We start from the raw sequence: 23152 nt of genomic DNA on the forward strand, positions 1-23152 counted from the left end.
GCAGCTCGGTGCTCGGCGGGTCGGTGCCCGGCAGCTCGGCGCTCGGCGGGTCGGTGCTCGGCGGGTCGGTGCTCGGCAGGTCCGGGCTCGGCAGATCCGGGCCGGGCAGGGTGGCCCGGGTGCGCAGGTACCCGGCGGCGGCTCGGCAGACGGCGGCCGCCGGGGCGCTGAGCGGGTCGGCGACCGGCCGTGGCCACAGCAGGGCGACGGCGGGCAGCGCCAGCGCCGCCGCGAGCCCCGCACCCGCCAGCCGGTCGGGCAGCTGCGACAGCGGCACCGGCGCGCTCACCGGCAGCACGAAGGCCAGCAGCAGGGCCGTGGAGCTGCCCGCCAGGACCGAACTGACCACGCCCGCGAAGAGGACCAGGAAACCCACCACGACCGTCGCCGCCACGGCCGACCAGATCTCCCGCCCGGCCAGCGTCCCCACGCAGATCAGCACCAGCCAGGCCAGCGCCAGCGCCACCTGCGCCCGCAGCCGCTCCACCATCGGGCCGGAGTAGTCGACCAGCAGCAGCATCGAGAAGGACCCGAACGCGGCGAAACTGGCCATCGTCGGCGAGCGCAGCACCTCGGTGCACAGGGCGAACAGGGCGGGCATCACCACTGCCGTGCGCCCGGCCCGCCGGGTCGCCGCGAGGTCCGGGTCCCTGCGACGCAACCACGTCAGCCACCGTGGCGCCCGCCGCGACATGCGCACCTCCCGCCGGCCCCGGCACGGGCGGCCCCGCCGCCGCACCGTGCACACGCCTCATATGCTGCCACCACCGGACCGTCCGCGACATGTGCGGGGACCCGCCGTGCGCCGGGCCGGAGCCGGACCGCGGCCGGGGCTCAGCGCACCGGGAAGCCGAACGAACGCCCCTGCTCCTTCAGCCACGGCAGGACCTCGCGCAGCGCGGCCACCGTCTCGGAACGGTCGCCGCCCGCGTCGTGGAAGAGGATCGTCGGACCGTTGGACATCTCGTTCTTCACGGTGCCGACGATGGCGGCGGTGCCCGGGCGCTCGAAGTCCTTGGAGTCGACGTTCCAGCCCAGCGGGCGCATGCCGTGGGAGGCGGCGATCTTGCGGCTGTACGGAGTGAAGGCACCGCCCGGGGCGCGGTAGTACAGCGGTCGTACCCCACCGGACGCCTTCGTGATCATGCGCTCGGCGTCCAGGATCTGCTGGGACTGGTAGGCCTCGGACTTCTTGTCCATCGTGACGTCGTGCGACACCGTGTGGTCGCACAGCCGGTGCCCGGCCGCCACCACCGCCTTGACCAGGTCCGGATGTGCCTGCGCCTGCGGGCCGATCATGCAGAAGGTGGCCTTCACGCCGTATTCCCTGAGCACCTCCAGCACCCGCGGGGTCCAGACCGGGTCCGGGCCGTCGTCGATGGTGATGTTCACACCCCGGGCGCCCCGGTCCGAGGCATGCGTGATCTCCACCGACACCGGGGTCACCTCCGGAACCGTGCGGTGCGCCGAACTCCCCGCGCCCCCGGATCCGTTGACGGGACCGGCCTGCGCGGTCCACAGCGAGGCGGCCACGGCCACCGCCGTGACCCCGAGCGCCCCAGCGATCATCTGGCCGTACCAACCCCGTGCGCCGTGCCGCGCCATGTCCGCCCCGATCCGTGTCGTTCCGTCGATCTCGTGCACCCGTCAGGACGGACGGCGGCGGGCACCGGATCCGTCCGTTACCGATCGCGGACAAATCCGCGGGTGTTCTGCGACAGGCTCTCTGCGTGATCTCTAACGCCGGGCGCAACGATCGGTGTTGGCGGTCTTCGTGAGATCACGGTGTGGACCGGGGAGGGTTGCGGCACAGGCAGAACGGATGCCCGGCCGGGTCGGTGTACACCTGCCAGCCGTAGCCGGACTCGCCCACGAAGCTCTTCTGGAAGGTGGCGCCCAGTTCGGTCACCCGGCGCCGCTCGGGTTCGAACTCGTCCACCTCGAAGTCGAGGTGGAACTGCTGCGGATGCTCCTGGCCCGGCCAGCTGGGCCGCTGGTAGTCCGTCACCCGTTGGAAGGACAGCTCCACGCCGTCGTTGCGCAGGTTGACCCAGTCCTTCTGGCTGATCTCGGTGTTGATCTCCCAGCCCAGCAGTTCGGCGTAGAACTCGGCCAGCTTCCAGGGGTCGGGGCAGTCGAGGACGACATCGGTGAACGTCAGCATCCGATCATCGTAGATCGCGGCGCCGCCGCCCCCCCCGGGCACGGCGGTCGAGTCACGTCCCGGTGATGCCCCCGTCGGTCTCGTGGACCAGCTCGATCGCGCGTCCCAGGGTGGTCAGCCGGTCCTCCACGGTCGCCCCGGCGGGGTAGAGCCGGACCGTGTCCACCCCGGCGTCGCGCCAGACCGCCAGCCGGTCGCGGACCATGGTCTCCGTGCCGATCAGCGTCGTACCGAGCACCATCTCGTCCGTCACCAGCGCCGCCGCGCCGTCCCGGTCGCCGCCCTGCCATCGCTCGCGCACCTCGGCCGCGACGTCGGCCCAGCCCTGGCGGCTGTAGGCGTTGTTGTAGAAGTTGGTGGAGGCCGAGCCCATCCCGCCGAGGCTGAAGGCGAGTTCCTTCTTCCGCCCGGCGACCATCGCCCCGAGGGCCTCCTCGTCGGGTGCGAAGGCGACCTCGGCGCCCTGACAGACATCCAGGTCCCCGCGGGTACGACCGCCACGGGCGAGGCCCTCGTCGAGGTGCGCGAAGTAGGCGTCGCCGGCGCCCTCGGGCACGAAGCTGGTGCCCAGCCAGCCGTCGGCGACCTCACCGGTCAGCCGCAGCATGGCCGGGGACAGGGCGGCCAGGTACACCGGGATCTCGTGCTCGGCGCGCATCGACAGCCGCATCGGGACGGCCTCGCCGCCGGGCAGGGGGACGGTGAACTCCGCGCCGGAGTAGGAGAGTCGGCCGCCGTCCAGCACGCGCCGCACGATCTCCACGGTCTCCCGCATCCGCCGCAGCGGCCTGGCGAAGGGGACGCCGTGCAGTCCCTCGACGACCTGGGGGCCGGATGCGCCGAGACCGAGCAGGAAACGCCCGCCGGACAGGTTGGAGAGCGTGACGGCCGTCTGTGCCACGGCCGTCGGGGTCCGGGTGCCCAGCTGCAGCACACCGGAGCCGAGCAGCATCCGGTCGGTGAGTGCCGCGTAGTAGCCCAGGGCGGAGGGGGCGTCGGAGCCCCACGCCTCGGCGACCCAGCAGACGTCCAGGCCCAGCTTCTCCGCCTCGACGACGAAATCGGCCTGCTGGGACCAGTGTTCGCCGCCCGAGGCCTCGATCGTGGTGGCCGCGCGCATCACGCCTCCGCCCGCTTCTTGATCTCGGCGAGGGTCGCGGTGATGCTCCGCTCGAACTCCCGCAGCCGTACGAAGACGATCTTCTGTTCCTTGTCCGGCATCCGGTCGATCGCCACCGACAGCCCGGAACGCCCCGGTCCCAGCTGCATCCACTGCGACAGCTCGGTCCCGCCGGCCTCGGGGCGGAGCCGGAACCGCCAGACCGCGGAGGGGGCGCACGGGTCCTGCACGGCCCAGGCGAGAACCGACTCCGCCTCGCACTCGGTCACCTCGGACGTGGTCTCCCAGCTGCCGAACGCCTCGTGTTCACTGCGGCCGACGAACCTGGCCCCGACCGCGGGCCCGGTGGCACCGTCGAGCCAGGAGACGGACCGCAGTTCCGCGCTCATGCCCGGCATCAGCTCGATGTCGCTGACCAGCGCCCACACCGTGGCCGGCGGGGCGTCGATCCAGGTCCGTACCTCGACCGTGGGTTTGTCCGCGTAGCGTGCGCCCGTCCACTCCAAGACCGTCGGCCTCCTCGCCGTCAGAGTATCTCCCATCAGGGTTGCGACATGAGACTCTGCTTGTCAAGGGAGTGCGACGGGCTCATTCGGCGCCGAACCGCCGCCGTATCTCCGGCCGCTGCGCGAGCCGCTCGGGATATCCGGGCCCCATCCGCATCGACGTCTCCCCGGCCCGCAACGGCGCCCGGCACTGGGCGCAGACGACCTCGGCAGCGGTGTCGTGGCCGCACGCCCCGTGGTGGAACACCACGGGCACGCCCCGCTCCCCGGCGAGCCACCGGTCGCCCCACGCGGACATCGCGGCCAGCACCGCGAACAGGTCGCGTCCCTTCTCGGTGAGGACGTAGTCGTAGCGCGGCGGTTCCGCCTCGTACTGCCGTTTCTCCAGGATGCGCTCGTCGACCAGGAGGCGCAGCCGGTCGGTCAACGTGTTACGGGCGATGCCCAGTTCCTGCTGGAACTCGTCGAAGCGGCTGATCCCGTAGAAGGCCTCCCGCACCACCAGGGGCGTCCAGTGGTCACCCAGCAGGTCGACGGTCCGTGCGATCGAGCACGGCCACTTGGCGAACGAGGTCCGTTTCATGTCCTCACGATAGCGGCCCGCCAGTTGGTCTCATAAAGAAACTCAGCTGACGGCCGTGGGTAGACGGCCGCGTGGACATCCGCGCCCCACGCGCTTTCACTGGTTATGACGGGAGTCCGGGTGTGCGCTCGGGCATCGGTCGCGCTGGTGACCGGAGCGGTCCGGTCCCCGGAGGTGAGGTGGAGCCATGCAGACCGACTTCGACGTCGTCGTGCTGGGAGCCGGACCCGGCGGTTACGTGGCCGCGATCCGCGCCGCGCAGCTGGGCCTGCGCACCGCGATCGTGGAGGGGCGGTTCTGGGGCGGGGTCTGCCTCAACATCGGCTGCATTCCGGCCAAGGCGCTGTTGCGCAACGCCGAGGTCGCCCAGCTGATCCAGCACGACGCGGAGAGGTTCGGCGTGAAGATCAGCGGGGAGGTGGCGCTCGACTACCGCGCCGCATACGAGCGCAGCCGGGTGGTGGCCGACGGACGCGTCAAGGGCGTCGGCTACCTGATGCGCAAGAACGGGATCGACCAGTTCGAGGGGCAGGGCACCTTCCTCGACCCGCACACCCTGCAGGTGCGGATGCGGGACGGCGAGACCACGCTCTCCTTCCGCTCCTGCGTCATCGCCACCGGCTCCACCGTGAAACTGCTGCCCGGCACGGTGCTCGGCCGGCGCGTCGTCACCTATGAGGAGCAGATCCTCTCCGACACCCTCCCGGCCGGCCTGGTCATCGCGGGCGCCGGCGCCATCGGCGTCGAGTTCGCCTACCTGCTGCGGTCCTACGGCGTAGAGGTCACGCTGGTGGAGTACCTCGACCGGATCGCACCGCTGGAGGACGAGGAGGTCTCGGCCGAGCTCGCCCGCCGGTTCAGACGCCAGGGCATCCGCATCCTGACCTCCACCGCCGTGCAGGCGGTCGAGGAGACCGCCGACGGCGTCCGGGTGACCGTACGGCAGGGCGGCACCGAACAGGTCCTGGAGGCGGAGAAGGTCCTCCAGGCCACCGGCTTCCAGCCGCGCACCGCGGGCTACGGGCTCGGCAGTACCGGGGTACGGCTCACCGAGCGGGGCGCCATCGACATCGACGGCCACTGCCGCACCAGCCGGCCGCACATCTACGCCATCGGTGACGTCACGGCGAAGCTGATGCTCGCGCACACCGCCGAGGCGATGGGCATCGTCGCCGCCGAGAGCATCGCCGGCGCGGAGACCATGGAGCTGGACTACCGGATGATCCCGCGCGCCACCTTCTGCCAACCCCAGATCGCCAGCTTCGGCTGGACCGAGGCGGAGGCCCGCGCCGAGGGCTTCGACGTACGGGTGGCGAAGTTCCCGTTCACGGCCAACGCCAAGGCGCACGGCCTGGGCGACACGGTCGGGTTCGTGAAGCTGGTGAGCGACGCCCGGTACGGGGAACTGCTCGGCGGCCACCTGATCGGACCGGACGTGACCGAGCTCCTGCCGGAGCTGACCCTCGCCCAGAAATGGGACCTCACCGTGCACGAACTCGCCCGGAACGTGCACGCCCACCCGACGCTGAGCGAGGCCGTCCAGGACGCCCTGCACGGACTGGCCGGACACATGATCAACCTCTGACGGGCCGGCCCCGCCGCGGTCGCCGTCAGCGCCCGGCCGGCGACGCCAGCCGGGCGGCGGCCTCGTACACGAGCCGGGCGTGCAGTGCGAACAGGGCCACCAGGTCCACGGCGTCCCCGTTGACCTCCCGGTGCACGAACAGGCCGTCGGCGCCCGTGACGTCCGGCAGGGCCGGGAAGAGGGTGCCGATCACGTCGGCGACCCGCTGCTCGGCGATCTCACGCACCTGGAGGATGACGGTGCGGCCGCGGGGCTCGGTGGGGCGGCGCTCCAGCGCGAGCATGCGGGGTGCCGGCCTCGATGCCGGGCAGTTCGACCGCCGCGATGGAGGTGCCCTCGTAGCCCCGTTCGCCGGCGATCTCCACGGTGGCGTCGAGGATGCGCCGGCGCGATTCCACCCCGTTCGGTCGCGTGGCGGCCCGCCTGGGAAGCCCCACCCTGATGGGAACACCCTTGGGGTCTTTATACATCCGATGAGTCAAGGAGCTGTGTCGGAGCTATTGATGTGAATTCCCAGGTCAAGCCACCAATCTGAGCTGAAATCCGGACGCACGGGCCACTGTTGGGGTTGTTGACAGCTGTATCTCGGGTCCCTAGGTTCGCCATACACCCGATGTATCGAGGGTCCGTCAGCTCTGGAGGACGATGATGACCTCACAGCCGGAGACACGTTCACCGGTGCCCCGCAGAGCCGTGCTCGGCACCGCCCTCGGGGGAGCGGCGGCCGCGGCCCTGCCCGGCCCCGCCCACGCGGCCCCGGCGGAACCGGCCGACGCACGGGCCGGGCACCCCTGGAAACTCCACGACACCATGACCACCGACGGCGCCTGGGACCGGTTCCTGCGCGGCCAGGACCTGCTGTGGAGCAGACTGCCCGCCCTCTGGTACGAGGCGCCGTTCCTCGGTGACGGGCTGCTCGGGAGCATGGTCTACCAGGAGCCGGGCGCCGACCAGGTCCGCTTCACCGTGCAGCACGGCCGGGTCCAGGACCACCGGCCGCAGTTCGGCAGCGGCTGGGGCACCGCCCGCCTCCCGGTCGGCCACCTCACCCTCGAACCCGTCGGCACCATCACGGCCGTCGACTGGCGGCTCAGTCTGTGGAACGCCGAACTCACCGGCACCGTCACCACCACCGCCGGCACCCTCACCCTCGCCGCGCTCGTCCACGGCGAGGTCCTCGCCGTCCGCGTCACGGCCCACGGCGGCGAACGGGCCACCTGGACCTTCCATCCCGAGGAGGCCGTCAGCCCCCGCAGGATCCAGGAGGCGCCGCCCGCCGGCTACACCGCCAACCCGCCCTGGTCCACCCGGACCACGGCCGACGGCACCGAACAGGTCCTCCAGCCGCTCACCGGCGGCGGACAGACGGCCACCTCCTACCGCCGCAGCGGCGACGAACTGCTGCTCAGCGTCGGCCACAGCTTCCCCTCGGACACCGCGGCCGAGGCCGACTCCCGGCGCAACCTGCGCCGCGCCCGGTCGTACGCCGACCTGCGGGGGCGGCACACCCGCTGGTGGCACGCCTTCTACCGGAAGAGCTTCGTGTCGTTCCCGGACCAGCGGCTGCAGAGCTTCCACTGGATCCAGCTCTACAAGGTCGCCTGCGCCAGCCGCGCCGACGGACCCGTGATGGCCACCCCCGGACCCTGGCTGGAACCCACCCCCTGGCCCGCCGTCTGGTGGAACCTCAACGTCCAGCTCGAGTACTGGCTCATCCACGCCTTCAACCACCCGGAACTCGACGCCCTCGCCACCACCCTGCGCCAGAACCAGGAACAGCTCGCCGCCAACGTGCCCGCCCCCTACCGCACGGACAGCTCCGGCATCGGCCGCAGCTCCGACATGTTCGCGAACCGCGAGGTGGGCGAGCCCGGCACCGGCGCCGAGACCGGCGATCTCACCTGGGCCCTGCACAACGTCTGGCTGTCCTACCGCCACTCCATGGACACGTCCCTGCTGCGCGACACGATCTACCCGGTGCTGCGCCGCGCGATCTCCTACTACCTGCACTTCCTCACCCCGGGCAGCGACGGCCGGCTGCACCTCCCGAGCACGCTCTCGCCCGAGTACCCGGTCGTCCCGCCGCAGGACACCAACTACGACCTGGCCCTGATCCGCTGGGGCTGCCGCACCCTCCTCGAGTCCGCGGAACTCCTCGGCCTCGACGACGAGCTGGCTCCCCGCTGGCGGGAGGTACTGGCCAAGCTCACGCCGTACCCGGTCGACGAGAACGGCTTCATGGTCGGCGCCGACACCCCGTACGCGCAGTCCCACCGGCACTACTCCCACCTGCTGATGGTGTACCCGCTGTACCTCGTCAACTGGGACCAGCCCGAGAACCGCGACCTGATCACGAGGTCGGTGGCCCGCTGGCACGCGCTGACCGGTGCCCACCGGGGCTACAGCTACACGGGCGCGGCCTCCATGTACGCCATGACCGGCGACGGCGACACCGCGATCGGCTATCTCCGCAGGTTCTTCGACCCCACGACCCGCTACCCGTGCCGGGCCAACACCCACTACACCGAGGCCGGTCCGGTCATCGAGACCCCGCTGTCCGCCTCGCAGTCCCTGCACGACATGTTCTGCCAGAGCTGGGGCGGGATCATCCGGGTCTTCCCGGCCGTGCCGACCGCCTGGGCGGACCTCACCCTGCACAACTTCCGCACCCAGGGCGCCTTCCTGGTCAGCGCCGTCCGGAAGGCGGGCAAGACGCGGTTCGTCCGGATCCGCAGCCTGGCGGGTGAACCCCTCAGGCTCCGCCACGGCCTGACCGGCCCCCTCACCGCCCTCCTCGACGACGGCACCCCGGCCCGCACCCACGACCTCGGCGACGGCACCCTCGCCGTCGACCTGCCCCGCGGCCGCGAGGTCCTCGTGTACTCCGGCGCCCGCCCCGACCTCGTCATCGCCCCCGTCGCCGTCAGCGAACCGGGCGCGGCGTGGGGACTGCCGTAACCACCCACCGGAAGACAGGGGTTCCCCTATGGCTGGTCCCGTCATGCGCGTCATCCCCGTCAGAAGGACCGTGGCCGCCGCGCTCTGTGCCGGTCTCGCGACCGCCCTCCTCACCACCGCGCCCGCCGCCCGGGCCGGACAGCGCCCCCACGCCTGGACCGTGACCGAGTCGGCCCACGCACCCCGCGCCCGGATAGCCCTCGACGACACCACCGGCACCCTCAGCCTCACGGTCACCCGGGACGGCCGTACCGTCATCGAGCCGTCACCCGTCGGCATCGTCGCCGAACGGGCCGACCTCTCCCAGGGATTGCGGTTCCTGCACCGCAGGGACCGCACGGTCGACGAGCACTACCGGGCGAAGTCCGGCAAGCGCCTGGACCGCAGGGTGCACATGGACGAGACCCGGCTGTCCTTCGCCACCGCCGCCGGGGCCCGTCTCGACCTCGTCGTCCGCGCCTCCGCCGACGGCGTCGCCTACCGGTACGTCCTGCCCACCGGGTACGGCGACGTCCTCGGCGAGACCTCCGCCTTCGACCTGCCCCCGGACGCGGGCGCCTGGCTCAGCACCTACCGGGTCGACAACGAGGGCCAGTTCAGCCAGTACACCGCCGCGACCGCCCCCACCGGCGCCTACTCCGACCAGGCCCTCTTCGCCACGCCGGGCGGCTACGCCCTGCTCGCCGAGTCCGACCTCACCGGCAGCTACTCCGGCGCCCGGCTCGCGCACACCCAGGGCACCGGTACCTACCGGGTCCGGCTCGCCGACGACCGCGTGCGCACCGACGGCGCCCTCACCACCCCCTGGCGGGCGATCGTCACCGGCGGTCTCGCCACCGTCGCCCGGTCCACCTTCACCGACGACCTCGCCGCCGCCTCCAAGGTCCGCGACTCCTCCTGGATCCGCCCCGGCACCGTGCTGTGGACCTGGCTGGCCGGCGGCCGCACGGCGGGCCAGAGCCTCGACGCGCAGGAGGCGTACGTCGACTACGCCGCCGCGCACCACTGGCCCTACGAAGCCGTGGACTCCGGCTGGTACTTCAAGAAGGACGAGTGGGACGTCACCGACCCCGACTGGGCGACCGACAGCTGGATGCCCCAACTCGTCGACTACGCACGCGCCAGGGGCGTCGGGATCATCGTCTGGATCCACCAGCGCGACCTCGACACTCCCGAGGAGCGCGCCCAGTGGCTGCCGACACTGGAACGCTGGGGCGTCAAGGGGGTCAAGATCGACTTCATGAACTCCGAGGCGCAGTCCATGTTCCAGTGGTACGACACCGTCCTCGCGGAGACCGCCGCCCACCACCTCATGGTCGACTTCCACGGCGCCACCCTCCCCAAGGGCATCCAGCGCACCTGGCCCCAGGTGATGACCATGGAGGCCGTCGGCGGTGAGGAGAAGCGCACCAACACCGCCGCCCACCTCACCACCCTGCCCTTCACCCGCAACGTGATCGGCTCCATGGACTTCACCCCCGGCGGTTTCCAGCGGGCCGGCCTGCGCCCGAACTCCGACGCCGCCGAGCTCGGGCTCACCGTCGCCTACGAGTCCGGGCTCCAGATGTTCGCGGGCACCCCCGACTCGTACGACCAGCGCCCCCTCGCCCGGGACTTCCTGGACCAGGAGCCGGCCGCCTGGGACGACACCCGGCTGCTGGCCGGCAGCCCCGGACAGGAGGCCGTCCTCGCCCGCCGCAGCGGGGACCGCTGGTTCCTGGGCGGGGTGTACGCGGGTGCCGCGCACACGGCCGAGGTGCCGCTGACGCTCGGGGCCGGCCGCTGGCTGGTGCAGACGGTCAGGGACGGCGCAGACGGACTCGTGCAGGACCGGCGAGTCCTGCGCGGCGGGCAGGAGCTGAGCGTCGACGTGGTGGCGAACGGCGGTTTCGCCGCCCTCGCCTGCCGCTGGCGGCCGGGTGTCACCACCTGCTACCGCTGAGCCCGCACCGCCTCGCGGCGGGCGCCGAGCAGCAGCCGGAGCGTGCCCGCCGTGGACGGCGACGCGGAACCGCGCAGCACCCCGGTGCCGCGGGCCAGTACCGCCTCCGCCGTCATCAGCTCGATCTCGATGAGGGCCCGCACCATCGGCCGGTGGGGTGCCGGCACCAGCGCCAGTACCTCCCGGCCCGCCCGGAGATCCGCGCGGGCTCGCTCCACCTCCTGCTCCACGAGGGAGCGCAGACCTGCGGAGTCCCGGCCCGCCACCAGGTCCGCCACCGTGACCGAGAACCGCTTCAGCGTCTCCGCCGGGATCCCCGGATGCCCTTCTCGCAGGTCCTCGGCCAGGTCGTTGACGAAGTCCAGCCGCTGGCTGCCGTCGATGAGCGTGCGGCACCCCGCCCGGTACCGTCCGTCAGGGTCGCTCTCCGGTCCCAGCAGACCGGCGATCGGCAGGAAGGCGGGAAGGGCGTAGGCGTCCACGTAGGCCTGGTAGTCGGCCTCCGTCGCGAAGCCGTCGAACGCCAACTCGGCAGCCGCGGTGGTCAGATACGTCTCCACGGCCTCCCGGTGCCGGGGGAACGCGGAGGCGGTGTGCAGCAGTGTGCGGATCAGCGGATCGTCACTGGCCCCCGTTTCCAGCGCGGTGCGCACCCGCTCCTCCCAGACGGCCCAGGCGGCGGCCCGCCCCGGCTTCGGGCCGGAGTCCAGGAGGACGTCCCCGTGGTGCATCACGGCCGTCGCGGCGATCACATGGGGCAGGACGGCGGGCGGCAGCAGCACCCGGCAGGCCAGGTAGGCGCTGCGCCGGTACCGCCGCACCGTCCGCCGCTGGGCGCCGAAATCCCGGCGCAGTCGCGGTTCCGTGATGCCGGCGGCGGTCAGGGTCTTGTTCCACGCGCTCACCCCGTGATCGTAGAGGGCGCCGCGGACCGCCCGGCCAACGGGCGCGAACCACGGCCTCAGGAAAGGGACTTCAGGAACTCGAGGAGTGCCGCGTTCACCTCGTCCGGGCGCTCCTGCTGGGTCCAGTGCCCGCAGCCCGCCAGCCGCAGCGGCTCGCGCACCAGGTTCGGCATCAACTGGGGCAGGCGCTCGATGAGTTCGGGCGTGCCCGGAAACGCCGGGACGATGTCACGGTCTCCGTAGACGTACAGCGCGGGCGGGGTGACGACGGCGCCCTGCCAGGGGGCGGTCAGTTCCCAGTTGCGGTCGAGGTTGCGGTACCAGTTCAGGGCGCCGGTGAAGCCCCGCGAGAAGCTCTCGGTGAGCGCGTCCAGATCGGCCTCGGTGAACCAGCCGGGCAGCGTCTCGGGGTCGGACAGGTCCGCGAGCCAGCCGCGCTCGGGGTCGACGAGCGGTTGCCGGACCTCACCGCCGTGGGCGTCACCGGCCCCCATGGTGAAGAACTTCCGCAGCGTGGTGCGCGGGTCGCGGCCGAACTCGGCGTCCGCGACACCCGGCCGTTCGAAGTAGTTCCAGTAGAAGCGGCCGCCGAACATCTCGTCCATGGCCCGCAGCGGCGGCCGCTCGCCCCGGAACGGCGGCGGCACGCTCAGCCCGGCCACCCCGCGCACCAGGTCCGGCCGCAGCAGCGCGGTGTGCCAGGCCACCGGCGCGCCCCAGTCGTGCCCGACCACGAACGCCCGCTCCTCGCCCAGCTCCCGGATCAGCCCGATGACGTCGCCCACCAGGTGGAAGATGCTGTACGCCGCGACGTCCTCGGGGTGGTCGCTGGCGCCGTACCCGCGCTGGTCGGGGGCGACCACCCGGAACCCGGCCTCGGCCAGCGGGCCGAACTGGTGCTGCCAGGAGTGCCAGGACTCGGGGAAGCCGTGCAGGAGCACGACCAGCGGGCCGGAACCCTGCTCGGCGATGTGCAGCCGGATCCCGTTCACGTCGATCATTCGATGCTGGACCATGTGCACGAGCGTACGCGCAATGATCTTCCGGTGGTGCCCCGGGCCAGCGGTGGGACAGGCCCCGGGTCAGCGGTCTCCCGCCGCCTGCCGGGTGGGCCTGCCCGATGCCCAGAACACCACTCCGAGCAGCATGAACCCGATCAGCGGAACCAGCTCCGTCAGCAGGTACTGCCAGCGTTCGGCGTGGCTCCAGCCGTCCGGTGCGTAGCCGGCGCCGAACCAGTGGTCGCCGAGTCCTGGCGCGACCAGCTGTACGCTCGCGAACAGGATCAGCAGGGTGAGGACCGCGCTGACGAGCCGGGGGAGCGGGCTGCGGTACGGCCGCGGGGTGTCCGGGTACTTCCGGCGCAGCACCGGCAGCGCCGGGAAGATGCCCAGGTAGCTGACGAGGGTGGTGGACACCGCGAGTCCGAGCACGGCGCCGAAGAGCTTGGCCGCGCTGCCGTTGGTCAGCTCGTGGGCCAGGACCAGGACCGCGGTGGAGACGAGCCCGCTCAGGACGTTGACCCGGACGGGGGTGCCGAACCGGCTGGAGATGACGCCGAGGAAGCGGGGGGCCGCGCCGTCGTAGCCGGAGACCGCCAGGGCGCGGTCGGAGCCCATGATCCAGGTGACCCCGGAGGACAGCACGGTGAGGATGAACATGATCGCGGCCAGGTCGCCGAGCACGGAGCCCGCCCCGCTGAGCGTGGCGGTGCCGTCGGCGGCGACATGGCCGCCGTACACCGTGAAGACCTGGCGGAGGGCGTCGACGAACCCGCCGAGGCCGGTGATGGCCTTGACCGGCAGGACGAGCAGGATGCCCAGGATCGGCAGCGCGTACAGCAGCACCGACAGGACGGCGCTGCGGAAGATCCCGTAGGGGACGTCCTTCTGCGGGTCCGTCATCTCGTCACCGGCCGTGTTGGGCAGCTCGAAACCGACGTAGTTGAACATCAGCACCGGCACCAGGGCGACGAAGCCCGCGTAGCTCGGCGAGAAATCGCTCATACCGAAGCCGTGCAGGCCGTGCCGCACGCCGTACACCACGACCGTCACCGTGAACAGGCCGAGCAGCAGGAACCGGCTCCAGGCGCCGATGGTCGGGATCCACTTGCCGATGTCGAAGGAGAGGATCGCGGCGAGCACGCCCACCCAGACGAAGACCAGCGTGAAGGCGTAGAAGGCCGGGGCACTCAGGTCCTTCCCGCCGTTGAAGAAGGTGGTGTACGCGGTGACGGCGGAGACGGCGAGGGTGCCGCCCAGCCACACCGGGTTGGTGATCCAGTACAGGAAGTTGTTGACCGCCCCGGCGAGTCGCCCGAAGGCCCGGCTGGTCCAGATGTAGGGGCCGCCCTCGTCGGGGAAGGCGGCCCCGAGCTCGGCGATCAGCAGCGCCGACGGCACGAAGAAGATCACGGCCAGCACGATCAGCCAGGTGAACGCCTCGGCACCGCGGGCGGCCACGGCGCCGATGGTGTCCACGCCGACGATCGTGCACAGCAGGAAGAACAGGATGTCGAAGCGGCCGAAGTGCTTGCGCAGCTTCCGCCGTTCCGCCTGGGCCGCGGCCGTGGTGTCGACCGGGTCGGGAGCGAGAGGGCCAGCGGTCACCGGGGGGCTCCAGCGTGCTCGGAGGAGGGGCGGGATTCGGCCAATGATCCGCCGCGTCGCACCACGTCACAAGCACGCGAGGTCAATTCTTGACCATCGCTTGGTCACGCGCGCCCGTCCGAAACCCACCGGAAACCACACCAGAACATGGGGCCCGCCGCTACGCGTTCCCGTCGCCCAGCAGCCGCCGGATGCCGCCGACGGCCGCCACGGTCAGCGCCGTGGGATGCCGGGCCAGCGCGGCCTGCACGGAGCGCGGGTGGGACCGCTCGTCGAACTCGCCGTGAGCGCCGTGATCGGTGCCCGGAGCGGCGTCGGCCGGCGCGTAGAGGTTGCCGGATCCGGCCGGCGCGGGCGCGCCCGTCTGCTGGGAGTCGAAGCCGGTCCGCGCCAGGTAGCGGTCGAGCAGGGCCGGCGCCAGCCGGTTGGCCCAGACGGTCGCCGCGGTCGTGGCCCCGATGTAGCGCTGCTTGCGCTCCGGGTGGTCGGCGGCGTACAGGACACCGCGGGCGGCCACCTCGGGCTGGTGGATCGGCGGCACCGGCTGCGCGAGGCGGGGGAGGCGGGTGCGTACCCACGAGAACTGCGGGGTGTTCACGGCCGGCATCTGGGCGACCGTGGTGGAGCGGGATCGCCCGCTCGCCGAGCGCCGAGCCGACCTGCACGATCGTCCCCCGGTTCCGCGGGAGCATCCGGCCGAGGGCGGTCCGGGTGCCGTTGACGAAGCCGAGGTACGTCACCTCGGTCACCCGCCGGTACTCCTGCGGGGTGATCTCGGTGAAGGGCGCGAACACACTGGTGAAGCGCAGTTGATCCAGACGTCCATGGGGCCGAGGAGCCGTTCGGTGGCGTCGGCGACGGCCTCCAGCTGGGCGGGGTCCGCGGTGTCGGCCCGCTGGATCAGCGGGCGGCCGCCGCGTTCGGTGACCTCCTCGGCGGTCGCCTCCAGCCCGGCCTCACCCCGGGCCCCGAGCACGATGCGCGCACCGCGCTCGGCGAAGAGCCGGGCCGTGGCCCGGCCGATACCGGCGCTTGCTCCCGTGATGACGACGACTTGCGACATGGCCCTTTCCTGCGGTTCGTGCGGACATCGGGAGCCCGCGTGCGCTGCCCTCCGTCAGCCGACGCGGTACGGGCGGGCCCGTTCGGCGTCGAGCGTGAGGCCCAGGCCGGGGGATCCGTCCCGGCCCGGGACCAGGGCGCCGCCCCGTGGGCTCGGCGCGCCGTCGAAGAGGAGCCGTTCGATGCGGACGTGGTCGTGGAACCACTCCAGGTGCCGCACGTTCGGCACCGAGGCCGCCGCGTGCGCGTGGGCGGCGGGTGCGCAGTGCCCCGAGATCTCCAGGCCGTGGCCCAGCGCCAGCGCCGCCACCCGCAGCCAGACGGTGATCCCGCCGCAGCGGGTGACGTCCGCCTGGAGGCAGTCGACGGCCCCGGCGGCGAGCATGTGCCGGAAGTAGGGCAGCGTGTAGCCGTACTCCCCGGCCGTCACGTCGGCCATGACCCGGCCGCGGACGGCGGCGAGCGCGTCGAGGCGGTCGGAGGAGACCGGCTCCTCGAACCAGGTCACGCCCTCCCCGTCCAGCGCCGTCGCCACCCGTACGGCCTGCTTCACGCCGTAGCCGCCGTTGGCGTCCACGTACAGCTCGGCCGCGTCGCCGATGCTCTCGCGGGCCCGGGCCACCCGCGTCAGGTCGCGCGTCTCGTGGCTGCCCCAGGACTCCCCGATCTTGATCTTGACCCGGGGGATGCCCTCCCCGTCCACCCAGCCCCGCAGCTGCCGGTCCTGCCGGTCGGCGTCGTACGTGGTGAAGCCGCCGCTGCCGTACACCGGCACCTCGTCACGGGCGGCGCCCAGCAGCGCCACCAGCGGGAGCCCGAGCAGCCGGGCCTTGGCGTCCCACAGGGCGATGTCGACCGCGGAGATCGCCTCGGCGGCGATCCCCGGCAGCCCGGCGTTGCGCACGGCACGCTGCATGGCCTCGTTGGCGCGCGGCACGTCCAGGGCGGGCAGGCCGGTGAGCACGTCGGCGAGCAGGTCGTCGACGACCCGCGCGGCCGCCGCCGGGGCGTAGGTGTACCCGAGCCCCGTGACGTCCCCGCAGCGGACGGTGACCAGGACGAGCGTGGTGCTGTCCCAGGCCGCGGTCCCGTCCGCCTCGGGGGCGTCCGTCGGCACGGTGTAGACCGCGGTGTCCACCCGCTCGACGGCAGGAAGGTCGCTCACCTCCGGCCCGCTTCGTGCCGGTGCGGCAGGAACTCCTGCACCTTGGCCTTGAAGCCCTGGCGGACCATCGCGACCCGGTCGCTGTCGCCCTTGAGGACGGCGGCGGCCGCCGCCTCGATCTGGTCGAGGGTGGCGTGCGGCGGGATCGGCGGTACCGCCGGGTCGGTCACGAAGTCCAGCACACACGGCCGGTCGGCGGCGAGCGCGGCCTCCCACGCCCCCCGCACCCCGCCCGGCTCCTCGATCCGCATGCCGGTCAGGCCCAGGGAGCGGGCGAAGTCGGCGTACCCGACGTCCGGGAGGGACTGCGAGGGCAGGAACTGCGGGGCGCCCTCCATGGCCCGCATCTCCCAGGTCACCTGGTTCAGGTCCCGGTTGTTGAAGACGGCGACGATCAGCCGCGGGTCCTCCCAGTCCTGCCAGTACTTGGCGACGGTGATCAGCTCGGCCATGCCGTTCATCTGCATCGCCCCGTCCCCGACCAGGGCGATGGCCGGCCGGTCGCCGTGGGCGAACTTGGCGCCGATGGCGTACGGCACGCCCGGTCCCATCGTCGCCAGCGTCCCCGACAGCGAGCCACGCATCGCCCCGCCCAGCTTCAGGTGCCGGGCGTACCAGTTGGCGGCCGAACCGGAGTCGGCGGAGAGGATGACGTCGTCCGGGAGCAGCTCGCCGAGGGCGTGGGCGACGTACTCGGGGTTGACCGGGTCGGCCGAGACGGCGGCCCGCCGGTCCATCACCTCCCACCAGTCCCGCACGTTGCTTTCGATCGTCTCCCGCCAGGACCTGTCCTCCATCTGGTCCAGCAGCGGCAGCAGCCTGCGCAGTGTCCGGGCGGCGTCCCCGACGAGGTTGACCTCGAAGGGGTAGCGCATCCCGACCATGTGCGGATCGATGTCGATCTGCACCGCCCGCGCCTTCCCGAAGGCCGGCAGGAACTGCGTGTAGGGGAAGGACGAACCGATGACGAGCAGCGTGTCGCAGTCACGCATCATCTCGTACGACGGCCGGGTGCCGAGCAGCCCGATGGAGCCGGTGACGTAGGGCAGGTCGTCGTCGAGAGCGTCCTTGCCGAGCAGCGCCTTCGCGACCCCCGCCCCGAGCCGGTCCGCGACCTCCTTGACCTCGGTGCGGGCGCCGCGCGCGCCCTGCCCGATCAGGATGGCCGTCTTGCCGCCGGAGTTGAGCACGTCGGCGGCCCGCTGGAGGTCGCCGTCGTCGGGCACCGGCGCGTAGTGCGACATGCCGAGGCTGGACGGCACCATCTTGAAGGCGTGCTCGGGCGGCGAGTAGTCGAGTTCCTGCACGTCCGCCGGGATGATCAGGGCGGTCACCGAGCGGCGCGCCATGGCCGTGCGCATGGCCCGGTCCAGGACGTTCGGGAGCTGCTCGGGGACGGTGACCATCTCGCAGAAGTCCGAGGCGACGTCCTTGTACAGGCTGAGCAGGTCGATCTCCTGCTGGTAGGAGCCGCCCATGGCGCTGCGGTTGGTCTGGCCGACGATCGCCACCACCGGGACGTGGTCCAGCTTGGCGTCGTACAGGCCGTTGAGAAGGTGGATGGCGCCGGGGCCCGAGGTGGCGGCGCAGACGCCGACCTTGCCGGAGAACTTCGCGTACCCGCAGGCCTCGAAGGCGGACATCTCCTCGTGCCGGGACTGGATGAACCGGGGCTTGTTCTCCGCGCGTCCCCAGGCCGCGAGCAGGCCGTTGATGCCGTCGCCGGGGTAGGCGAAGACGTGTTCCACGTCCCACTCGCGCAGCCGCTGGAGGATGTAGTCGGAGACCTTCGTCGACATGTTCGACAACCTTTCCTGAAGTGGGCGTGCGTGCGTCTGCGTGCCTGCGTGTCTCTAGGGGCGGCGCACCTGGCGTACGGCGCCGAACGCGGCCGCGGCCGCGAGCGTTCCGGCGACGGCGGTGGTCGCCCACCGGGCCGTGCCGGAGGGTTCGGCGGGCCTGCGGGCCAGCCGCTCGGGGCGGTCACTGGGCACGGGGCCGTCGAGGGCGAGGGCCAGTGCCTCCGCCAGGTGCAGGGCCCGGCGTCCGGTGCCGCCCTGCTCGATCTGGGTGCGGCAGCTGAACCCGTCGGCCAGCACCAGACTGTCGGGAGCGGCCCCGCGCACCGCGGGCAGCACCCCCAGCTCGCCGACGGCCATGGAGACTTCGTGGTGCCCGCGCTCGAAGCCGAAGTTGCCGGCCAGACCGCAGCAGCCCTCGTCGAGGACGTCCGCGTCCAGATGGGCTCGGCGCATCAGTTCGCGGTCGGCGTCGAACTTCATGATCGCGTGCTGGTGGCAGTGGGTCTGCACGGTCGCCTGCCGGGTCAGGGACGGCGGCTGCCAGCCGTCGGGCGCGTGGTGGACGAGCTGCTCGGCGAAGGTGCGGGTCTGGCCGGCGAGCCGCCGCACGTCCTGGTCGTCGGGCAGCAGCTCGGGGGCGTCGGAGCGGAACACGGCCGTGCAGGACGGCTCCAGGCCGATGACGGGGGTGCCCGCCTCCAGGTAGGGCGCCAGCAGCCGCAGGGAGCGGCGCAGCACCTTCTTGGCCACGGCCAGCTGACCGGTCGAGATCCAGGTGAGGCCGCAGCACACCGGTGCGTCGGGCACGGCCACCCGGAACCCGGCGTCCTCCAGGACCCGTACCGCCGACATCGCGACCGACGGGTGGAAGTGGTTGCTGAAGGTGTCCGGCCACAGAAGCACGGTCGCCGGGTCGGCCGGATCCGGCTGCTCGGTGCCGAGGGCACGCCACCACCGCACGAAGGACCGCTCGGCGAAGACCGGGGGCCGCCGCTGCCCGGCCACCCCGGCGAGGGCCTTGCCCGCCCGGCCGAGCAGCGGCGCGTGCAGCGCGCTGTTCGCCGGTCCGGGGGCGCGTTCGGCCAGCTGGGCCCACAGGGGCAGCCAGCCCATCGAGTAGTGGGCGGCCGGACGGGGGCGGCCCGCGTAGTGGTGGGCGAGGAACTCCGCTTTATACGTGGCCATGTCGACGCCGGTCGGGCAGTCCGACTTGCAGCCCTTGCAGGCCAGACAGAGATCCAGCGCGTCCCGGACCTCCGTCGACCGCCAGCCGTCCTCGACCGCCGAGTCGGGATGCCCGTCGAGCATCTCGAACAGCAGCCGCGACCGCCCGCGCGTGGAGTGCTCCTCCTCGCGGGTGGCCCGGTACGAGGGGCACATCACGTCGCCCTCCAGGCTCCGGCAGTTGCCGATGCCGACGCAGCGCAGCACCGCCCGGGTGAAGGAGTGGTCGTCCTCCGGATACCCGAAGTGCGTCTCGTGGGTGTCAGGCCGCCAGGTGGGCCCGAGCCGCAGCTGGCCGTCCACCGGATTCGGGTCGACGACCTTGCCGGGGTTCATCCGGTTGCCCGGGTCGAACAGTGCCTTGAGCTCGCAGAAGGCGCCGACCAGCCGCTCCCCGAACATCCGGGTCAGCAGCTCGCCCCGGGACTGTCCGTCGCCGTGCTCGCCCGACAGCGAGCCGCCGTAGGAGGTCACCAGGTCGGCGGCCCGTTCCACGAAGCGCCGGAAGTGCGCGACGCCCTCGGCGGTCTTCAGCCCGAACGGGATCCGGGTGTGCACGCACCCCTGCCCGAAGTGCCCGTACAGCGACGGGTGGTCGTAGTCGAACTCCTCGAACAGTTTCCTGAGGTCCCGCAGGTAGTCGCCGAGCCGCTCGGGCGGCACCGCCGAGTCCTCCCAGCCCTCCCAGGTCTCCCGGCCGTCCGGCGGCCGCGCGGTCACCCCGAGCCCGGCCTCCCGCGCCTTCAGCATCCTCTGCTCGCGCTGCGGGTCGTCGGAGAAGGCCACCGAGGAGTCCTTCTCGGACCGGCCGAGCGACTTCAGCAGGGCGTGCGCCTGCGCGTCGACCTCGTCCTGACTGTCCCCCGTGAACTGCACCAGCAGCCAGCTGTCCGCCTCCGGCAGCACCCGCAGCGATTCCAGGTAGGCGTGCTCCTCGCGCATCAGCTGCGCCATCCGCCCGTCCAGCGCCTCCAACTGGCCGGGGGAGCAGTGCTCGAGGATCTGCGGCACGTGGTCGGCGGCCTGGCAGATGTCGTCGTACCCGAGCACCAGCAGCGACTCGTACGACGGCACCGGCACCAGCTCCAGTTCGGCGCGCAGGACGGTCACCAGCGTGCCCTCGCTGCCGACCAGGGCCCTGGCCACGTCGAAGCCGTTCTCCGGGAGCAGCGAGTCGAGGTTGTAGCCGGAGACCCGGCGCGGGATCTTCGGGTAGCCGCGCCGGATGTCCCCGAGGTACTCGGTGACGAGCCGGTCGAGGCCGTCGTACAGCTCGGCCCGCCGGCCGCCCTCGGCGGTGATCCGGGCCCGCTCGGCCTTGGAGGTGGGCCCCACCCGCATCCGCAGCCCGTCGTACGTCATCACTTCCAGCCGGCGCACGTTGTCGACCGTCTTGCCGTACGCCTGTGCGGACGCCCCGCACGAGTTGTTGCCGATCATGCCGCCGAGCGCGCAGTGGCTGTGCGTCGACGGCTTCGGGCCGAACTTGAGCTTGTGGTCGGCCAGCCGCCGGTTGAGGTCGTCCAGGACGATGCCCGGCTCCACCACGCAGCTGCGGGCCTCGGGGTCGACGGAGACCAGCGCGTCGCAGTACTTGCTCCAGTCGATCACCACGGCCTCGTTCGTGGTCTGTCCGGCGAGACTGGTGCCGCCGCCGCGCGACAGCACCGGCACGTCGAAGCGGGCGCACAGCTCGACCGCGTGGGCACCGGCCTCCACGGTGCGGGGCACGACCACGCCGAGCGGGACCTGCCGGTAGTTGGAGCCGTCCGTCGAGTAGGCGCCCCGGCTCCCGGTATCGAAGCGGACCTCCGCGTCGGTCCCGGCCCGCAGGGCCGTGACCAGGTCCGCCAAGGACTCTCCGGGAACGCGTGTGCTCATCGCCGACCTCCGGGCTGACGTGGAGTCTCCTCCGGTACGGCCCCCCGGGTACCCAGGAAGTCGACTTCCTTCGCCAGGACGATCCGGGCACCCATGTTGCGCTCCATCATGTCCAGCGCGGCCTCCGCCAGGTGCGGGTGGATCGAGGCGACGGCGTCCTTCGGCACCGTGACCTCCAGATGACGGATGTGCGCGTCCAGCGCCGAGTACAGGACGCACTGCTCGGTGACCTGGCCGGTGAGCACCACCGTCCCGACGCCCAGTTCCCGCAGCAGGTAGGCCAGCGGGGTCTCGTAGAAGATCGAGTGCCGGGCCTTCACCACGAACAGCGAGTCGTCGTCGGGCCGGATCGGCTCGACCAGCGCGGCGTGCGGCCGGGACAACGCCGTCTCGACCAGTTCGCCGTGGTGGGAACGCCAGCGCCCGAAGTTGTCGTTGACATAGATCACCGGCGCGCCCGCCTCCCGGGCCCGGCCGATCAGGTCCGCCAGCACGGGCACCACCTGCTCCGCGGCGGGCAGCAGCAGCTCCGCGTCCTCGTGCTCGTACGTGTTGATCATGTCGATGACGACGAGTGCGCGGCCGTCGTTCGACGCGGTCCCGGGCACGGCGTTCACCACCTTCCCTGCACGTGCCTCTTGCGTGTCAGCTCCGCAGCCGAGGCAGCACCTCGGTGCGGTAGAAGTCGAAGAAGCCCTGCTGGTCCTTGCCGATCTGGTTGACGTAGACGGTGTCGAACCCCGCGTCGACGAACGCGGACACCGCCTTGACGTGTTCGTCGGGATCGTCGCCGCACGGCACGGAGCCGGCCACCTGCTCCTCGGTGACCAGGTCCATGGCCTGCTCGAAGTGGCGCGGAGTCGGCAGGACCTGCGGGAGCTCGCCCGGCAGCTGCTCGTTGGCCCACAGCCGGTGCGCGGTGCGCACCGCCTCCTGCCGGTCGGTGCCCCAGCACACCTTCATCCCGCCGTACACCGGACTGGTGCCGCCGCCCCCGCGCCGGAAGCGCTCCACCAGCGACTCGTCGGGCATCATCGTGATCAGCCCGTCGCCGATCCGCGCGGCCACCTCGGCGGCCTGCGGACCGAACGCCGACACGTCGATCGGCACCGGCTGGTCCGGCACCGTGTACAGCCGGGCGTTCTCCACCGTGTAGTGCTTGCCGTGGTGACTGACCTGCTCCCCGGTGAACAGCCGCCGGATGATCAGCAGGGCCTCCTCCAGCATCTCCAGCCGCACCGGAGCCTCGGGCCAGACCGTGCCGAGGATGTGCTCGTTCAGCGCCTCCCCGGTGCCCACGCCCAGCCGGAACCGGCCGCCCAGCTGCACCGCGCTGGTCGCGGCGGCCTGGGCGATCACGGCGGGGTGGGTGCGGATCAGCGGGCACGTCACCGCCGTCTCCACGGGCAACGACACCGCCTGCGACAGCGCACCGATCACCGACCAGACGAACGGGCTCTGCCCCTGACCGTCGTGCCAGGGGTGGTAGTGGTCCGAAATCCACAGCGATTCGAAACCGGCCTGCTCGGCCATCCGCGCCTGCTCGACGAGTTCCGCCGGGGTGTGCTCCTCGCACGAGAGGAAGTATCCGAAGGCCGCCATCGTCTCTCCTGAACCATGTGTGCTTGTCGGGTCCGCCGCCGAGT

The 23152-nt window shown here is 72.0% G+C and carries 16 protein-coding genes and 3 pseudogenes; 3 read left to right on the top strand and 16 right to left on the bottom strand.

Annotation, left to right across the window (positions count from 1 at the left end; all coding sequences use genetic code 11):
• The 6 genes and pseudogenes from ACZ3KP_RS04550 to ACZ3KP_RS04575 all read right to left on the bottom strand — a co-directional run.
• Positions 1-694, bottom strand: a pseudogene (locus ACZ3KP_RS04550) (hypothetical protein); the annotation flags it as partial.
• 140 nt (positions 695-834) lie between these two features.
• On the bottom strand, positions 835-1605 hold the full coding sequence (locus tag ACZ3KP_RS04555; RefSeq protein ID WP_467496274.1) for a polysaccharide deacetylase family protein: 771 nt from the start codon (positions 1603-1605) through the stop codon (positions 835-837).
• Positions 1606-1780: 175 nt separating this feature from the next.
• Complete coding sequence (locus ACZ3KP_RS04560; protein WP_467496276.1) at positions 1781-2164, bottom strand: VOC family protein; 384 nt, start codon at positions 2162-2164, stop codon at positions 1781-1783.
• Between the two features lie 52 nt (positions 2165-2216).
• Positions 2217-3284, bottom strand: coding sequence for an LLM class flavin-dependent oxidoreductase (locus ACZ3KP_RS04565; RefSeq protein WP_467496278.1), 1068 nt, complete (start codon positions 3282-3284; stop codon positions 2217-2219).
• Positions 3284-3790: an SRPBCC family protein gene (locus tag ACZ3KP_RS04570; RefSeq protein WP_467496280.1), complete on the bottom strand. Its 507-nt coding sequence runs from the start codon at positions 3788-3790 to the stop codon at positions 3284-3286. The genes ACZ3KP_RS04565 and ACZ3KP_RS04570 overlap by 1 nt, the downstream gene beginning before the upstream one ends.
• Before the next feature lie 82 nt (positions 3791-3872).
• A complete protein-coding gene (locus ACZ3KP_RS04575; protein ID WP_467496282.1) occupies positions 3873-4373 on the bottom strand; it encodes a winged helix-turn-helix transcriptional regulator in 501 nt (166 codons plus the stop codon).
• Between the two features lie 187 nt (positions 4374-4560).
• Here ACZ3KP_RS04575 and lpdA point away from each other — a divergent pair, with 187 nt between their 5' ends.
• Positions 4561-5958, top strand: coding sequence for a dihydrolipoyl dehydrogenase (gene lpdA / locus ACZ3KP_RS04580; RefSeq protein ID WP_467496284.1), 1398 nt, complete (start codon positions 4561-4563; stop codon positions 5956-5958).
• A gap of 25 nt (positions 5959-5983) precedes the next feature.
• On the opposite strand, the pseudogene ACZ3KP_RS04585 reads toward lpdA, so the two are convergent.
• Positions 5984-6428: pseudogene (locus ACZ3KP_RS04585) on the bottom strand (hypothetical protein).
• Positions 6429-6606: 178 nt separating this feature from the next.
• Here ACZ3KP_RS04585 and ACZ3KP_RS04590 point away from each other — a divergent pair.
• Together ACZ3KP_RS04590 and ACZ3KP_RS04595 are read left to right on the top strand one after the other, a co-directional pair.
• Positions 6607-8916, top strand: a complete 2310-nt coding sequence (locus tag ACZ3KP_RS04590; protein ID WP_467496286.1) for a glycosyl hydrolase family 95 catalytic domain-containing protein — start codon at positions 6607-6609, stop codon at positions 8914-8916.
• Between the two features lie 28 nt (positions 8917-8944).
• On the top strand, positions 8945-10858 hold the full coding sequence (locus ACZ3KP_RS04595; protein ID WP_467496288.1) for a glycoside hydrolase family 97 protein: 1914 nt from the start codon (positions 8945-8947) through the stop codon (positions 10856-10858).
• Here ACZ3KP_RS04595 and ACZ3KP_RS04600 read toward each other — a convergent pair.
• From ACZ3KP_RS04600 to ACZ3KP_RS04640, 9 genes and pseudogenes are all read right to left on the bottom strand, one after another.
• Positions 10849-11763 (bottom strand): squalene/phytoene synthase family protein, encoded by a 915-nt coding sequence (locus ACZ3KP_RS04600; RefSeq protein WP_467496290.1) that lies wholly within the window; start codon positions 11761-11763, stop codon positions 10849-10851. The genes ACZ3KP_RS04595 and ACZ3KP_RS04600 overlap by 10 nt on opposite strands.
• 56 nt (positions 11764-11819) lie before the next feature.
• Positions 11820-12779, bottom strand: a complete 960-nt coding sequence (locus tag ACZ3KP_RS04605; protein ID WP_467496292.1) for an alpha/beta fold hydrolase — start codon at positions 12777-12779, stop codon at positions 11820-11822.
• 66 nt (positions 12780-12845) lie between these two features.
• On the bottom strand, positions 12846-14372 hold the full coding sequence (locus ACZ3KP_RS04610; RefSeq protein WP_467496294.1) for an APC family permease: 1527 nt from the start codon (positions 14370-14372) through the stop codon (positions 12846-12848).
• Positions 14373-14532: 160 nt separating this feature from the next.
• Positions 14533-15435: pseudogene (locus tag ACZ3KP_RS04615) on the bottom strand (SDR family oxidoreductase).
• A 54-nt stretch (positions 15436-15489) separates the two neighbouring features.
• Positions 15490-16599 carry an enolase C-terminal domain-like protein gene (locus tag ACZ3KP_RS04620; RefSeq protein ID WP_467496296.1) on the bottom strand — a complete coding sequence of 370 codons (1110 nt, stop codon included), beginning with the start codon at positions 16597-16599 and terminating at the stop codon, positions 15490-15492.
• A complete protein-coding gene (locus ACZ3KP_RS04625; RefSeq protein WP_467496298.1) occupies positions 16596-18398 on the bottom strand; it encodes a thiamine pyrophosphate-requiring protein in 1803 nt (600 codons plus the stop codon). The genes ACZ3KP_RS04620 and ACZ3KP_RS04625 overlap by 4 nt, the downstream gene beginning before the upstream one ends.
• Before the next feature lie 54 nt (positions 18399-18452).
• The gene (locus ACZ3KP_RS04630; RefSeq protein WP_467496300.1) at positions 18453-21506 is read right to left on the bottom strand and encodes an FAD-binding and (Fe-S)-binding domain-containing protein; all 3054 of its coding nucleotides are present in this window, start codon (positions 21504-21506) and stop codon (positions 18453-18455) included.
• The gene (locus tag ACZ3KP_RS04635) at positions 21503-22066 is read right to left on the bottom strand and encodes a cysteine hydrolase family protein (protein ID WP_132890913.1); all 564 of its coding nucleotides are present in this window, start codon (positions 22064-22066) and stop codon (positions 21503-21505) included. The genes ACZ3KP_RS04630 and ACZ3KP_RS04635 overlap by 4 nt, the downstream gene beginning before the upstream one ends.
• Before the next feature lie 85 nt (positions 22067-22151).
• Complete coding sequence (locus ACZ3KP_RS04640) at positions 22152-23108, bottom strand: LLM class F420-dependent oxidoreductase (protein ID WP_467496302.1); 957 nt, start codon at positions 23106-23108, stop codon at positions 22152-22154.
• Positions 23109-23152: the final 44 nt, after the last annotated feature.

Source organism: Streptomyces sp. NPDC020958, assembly GCF_055562175.1.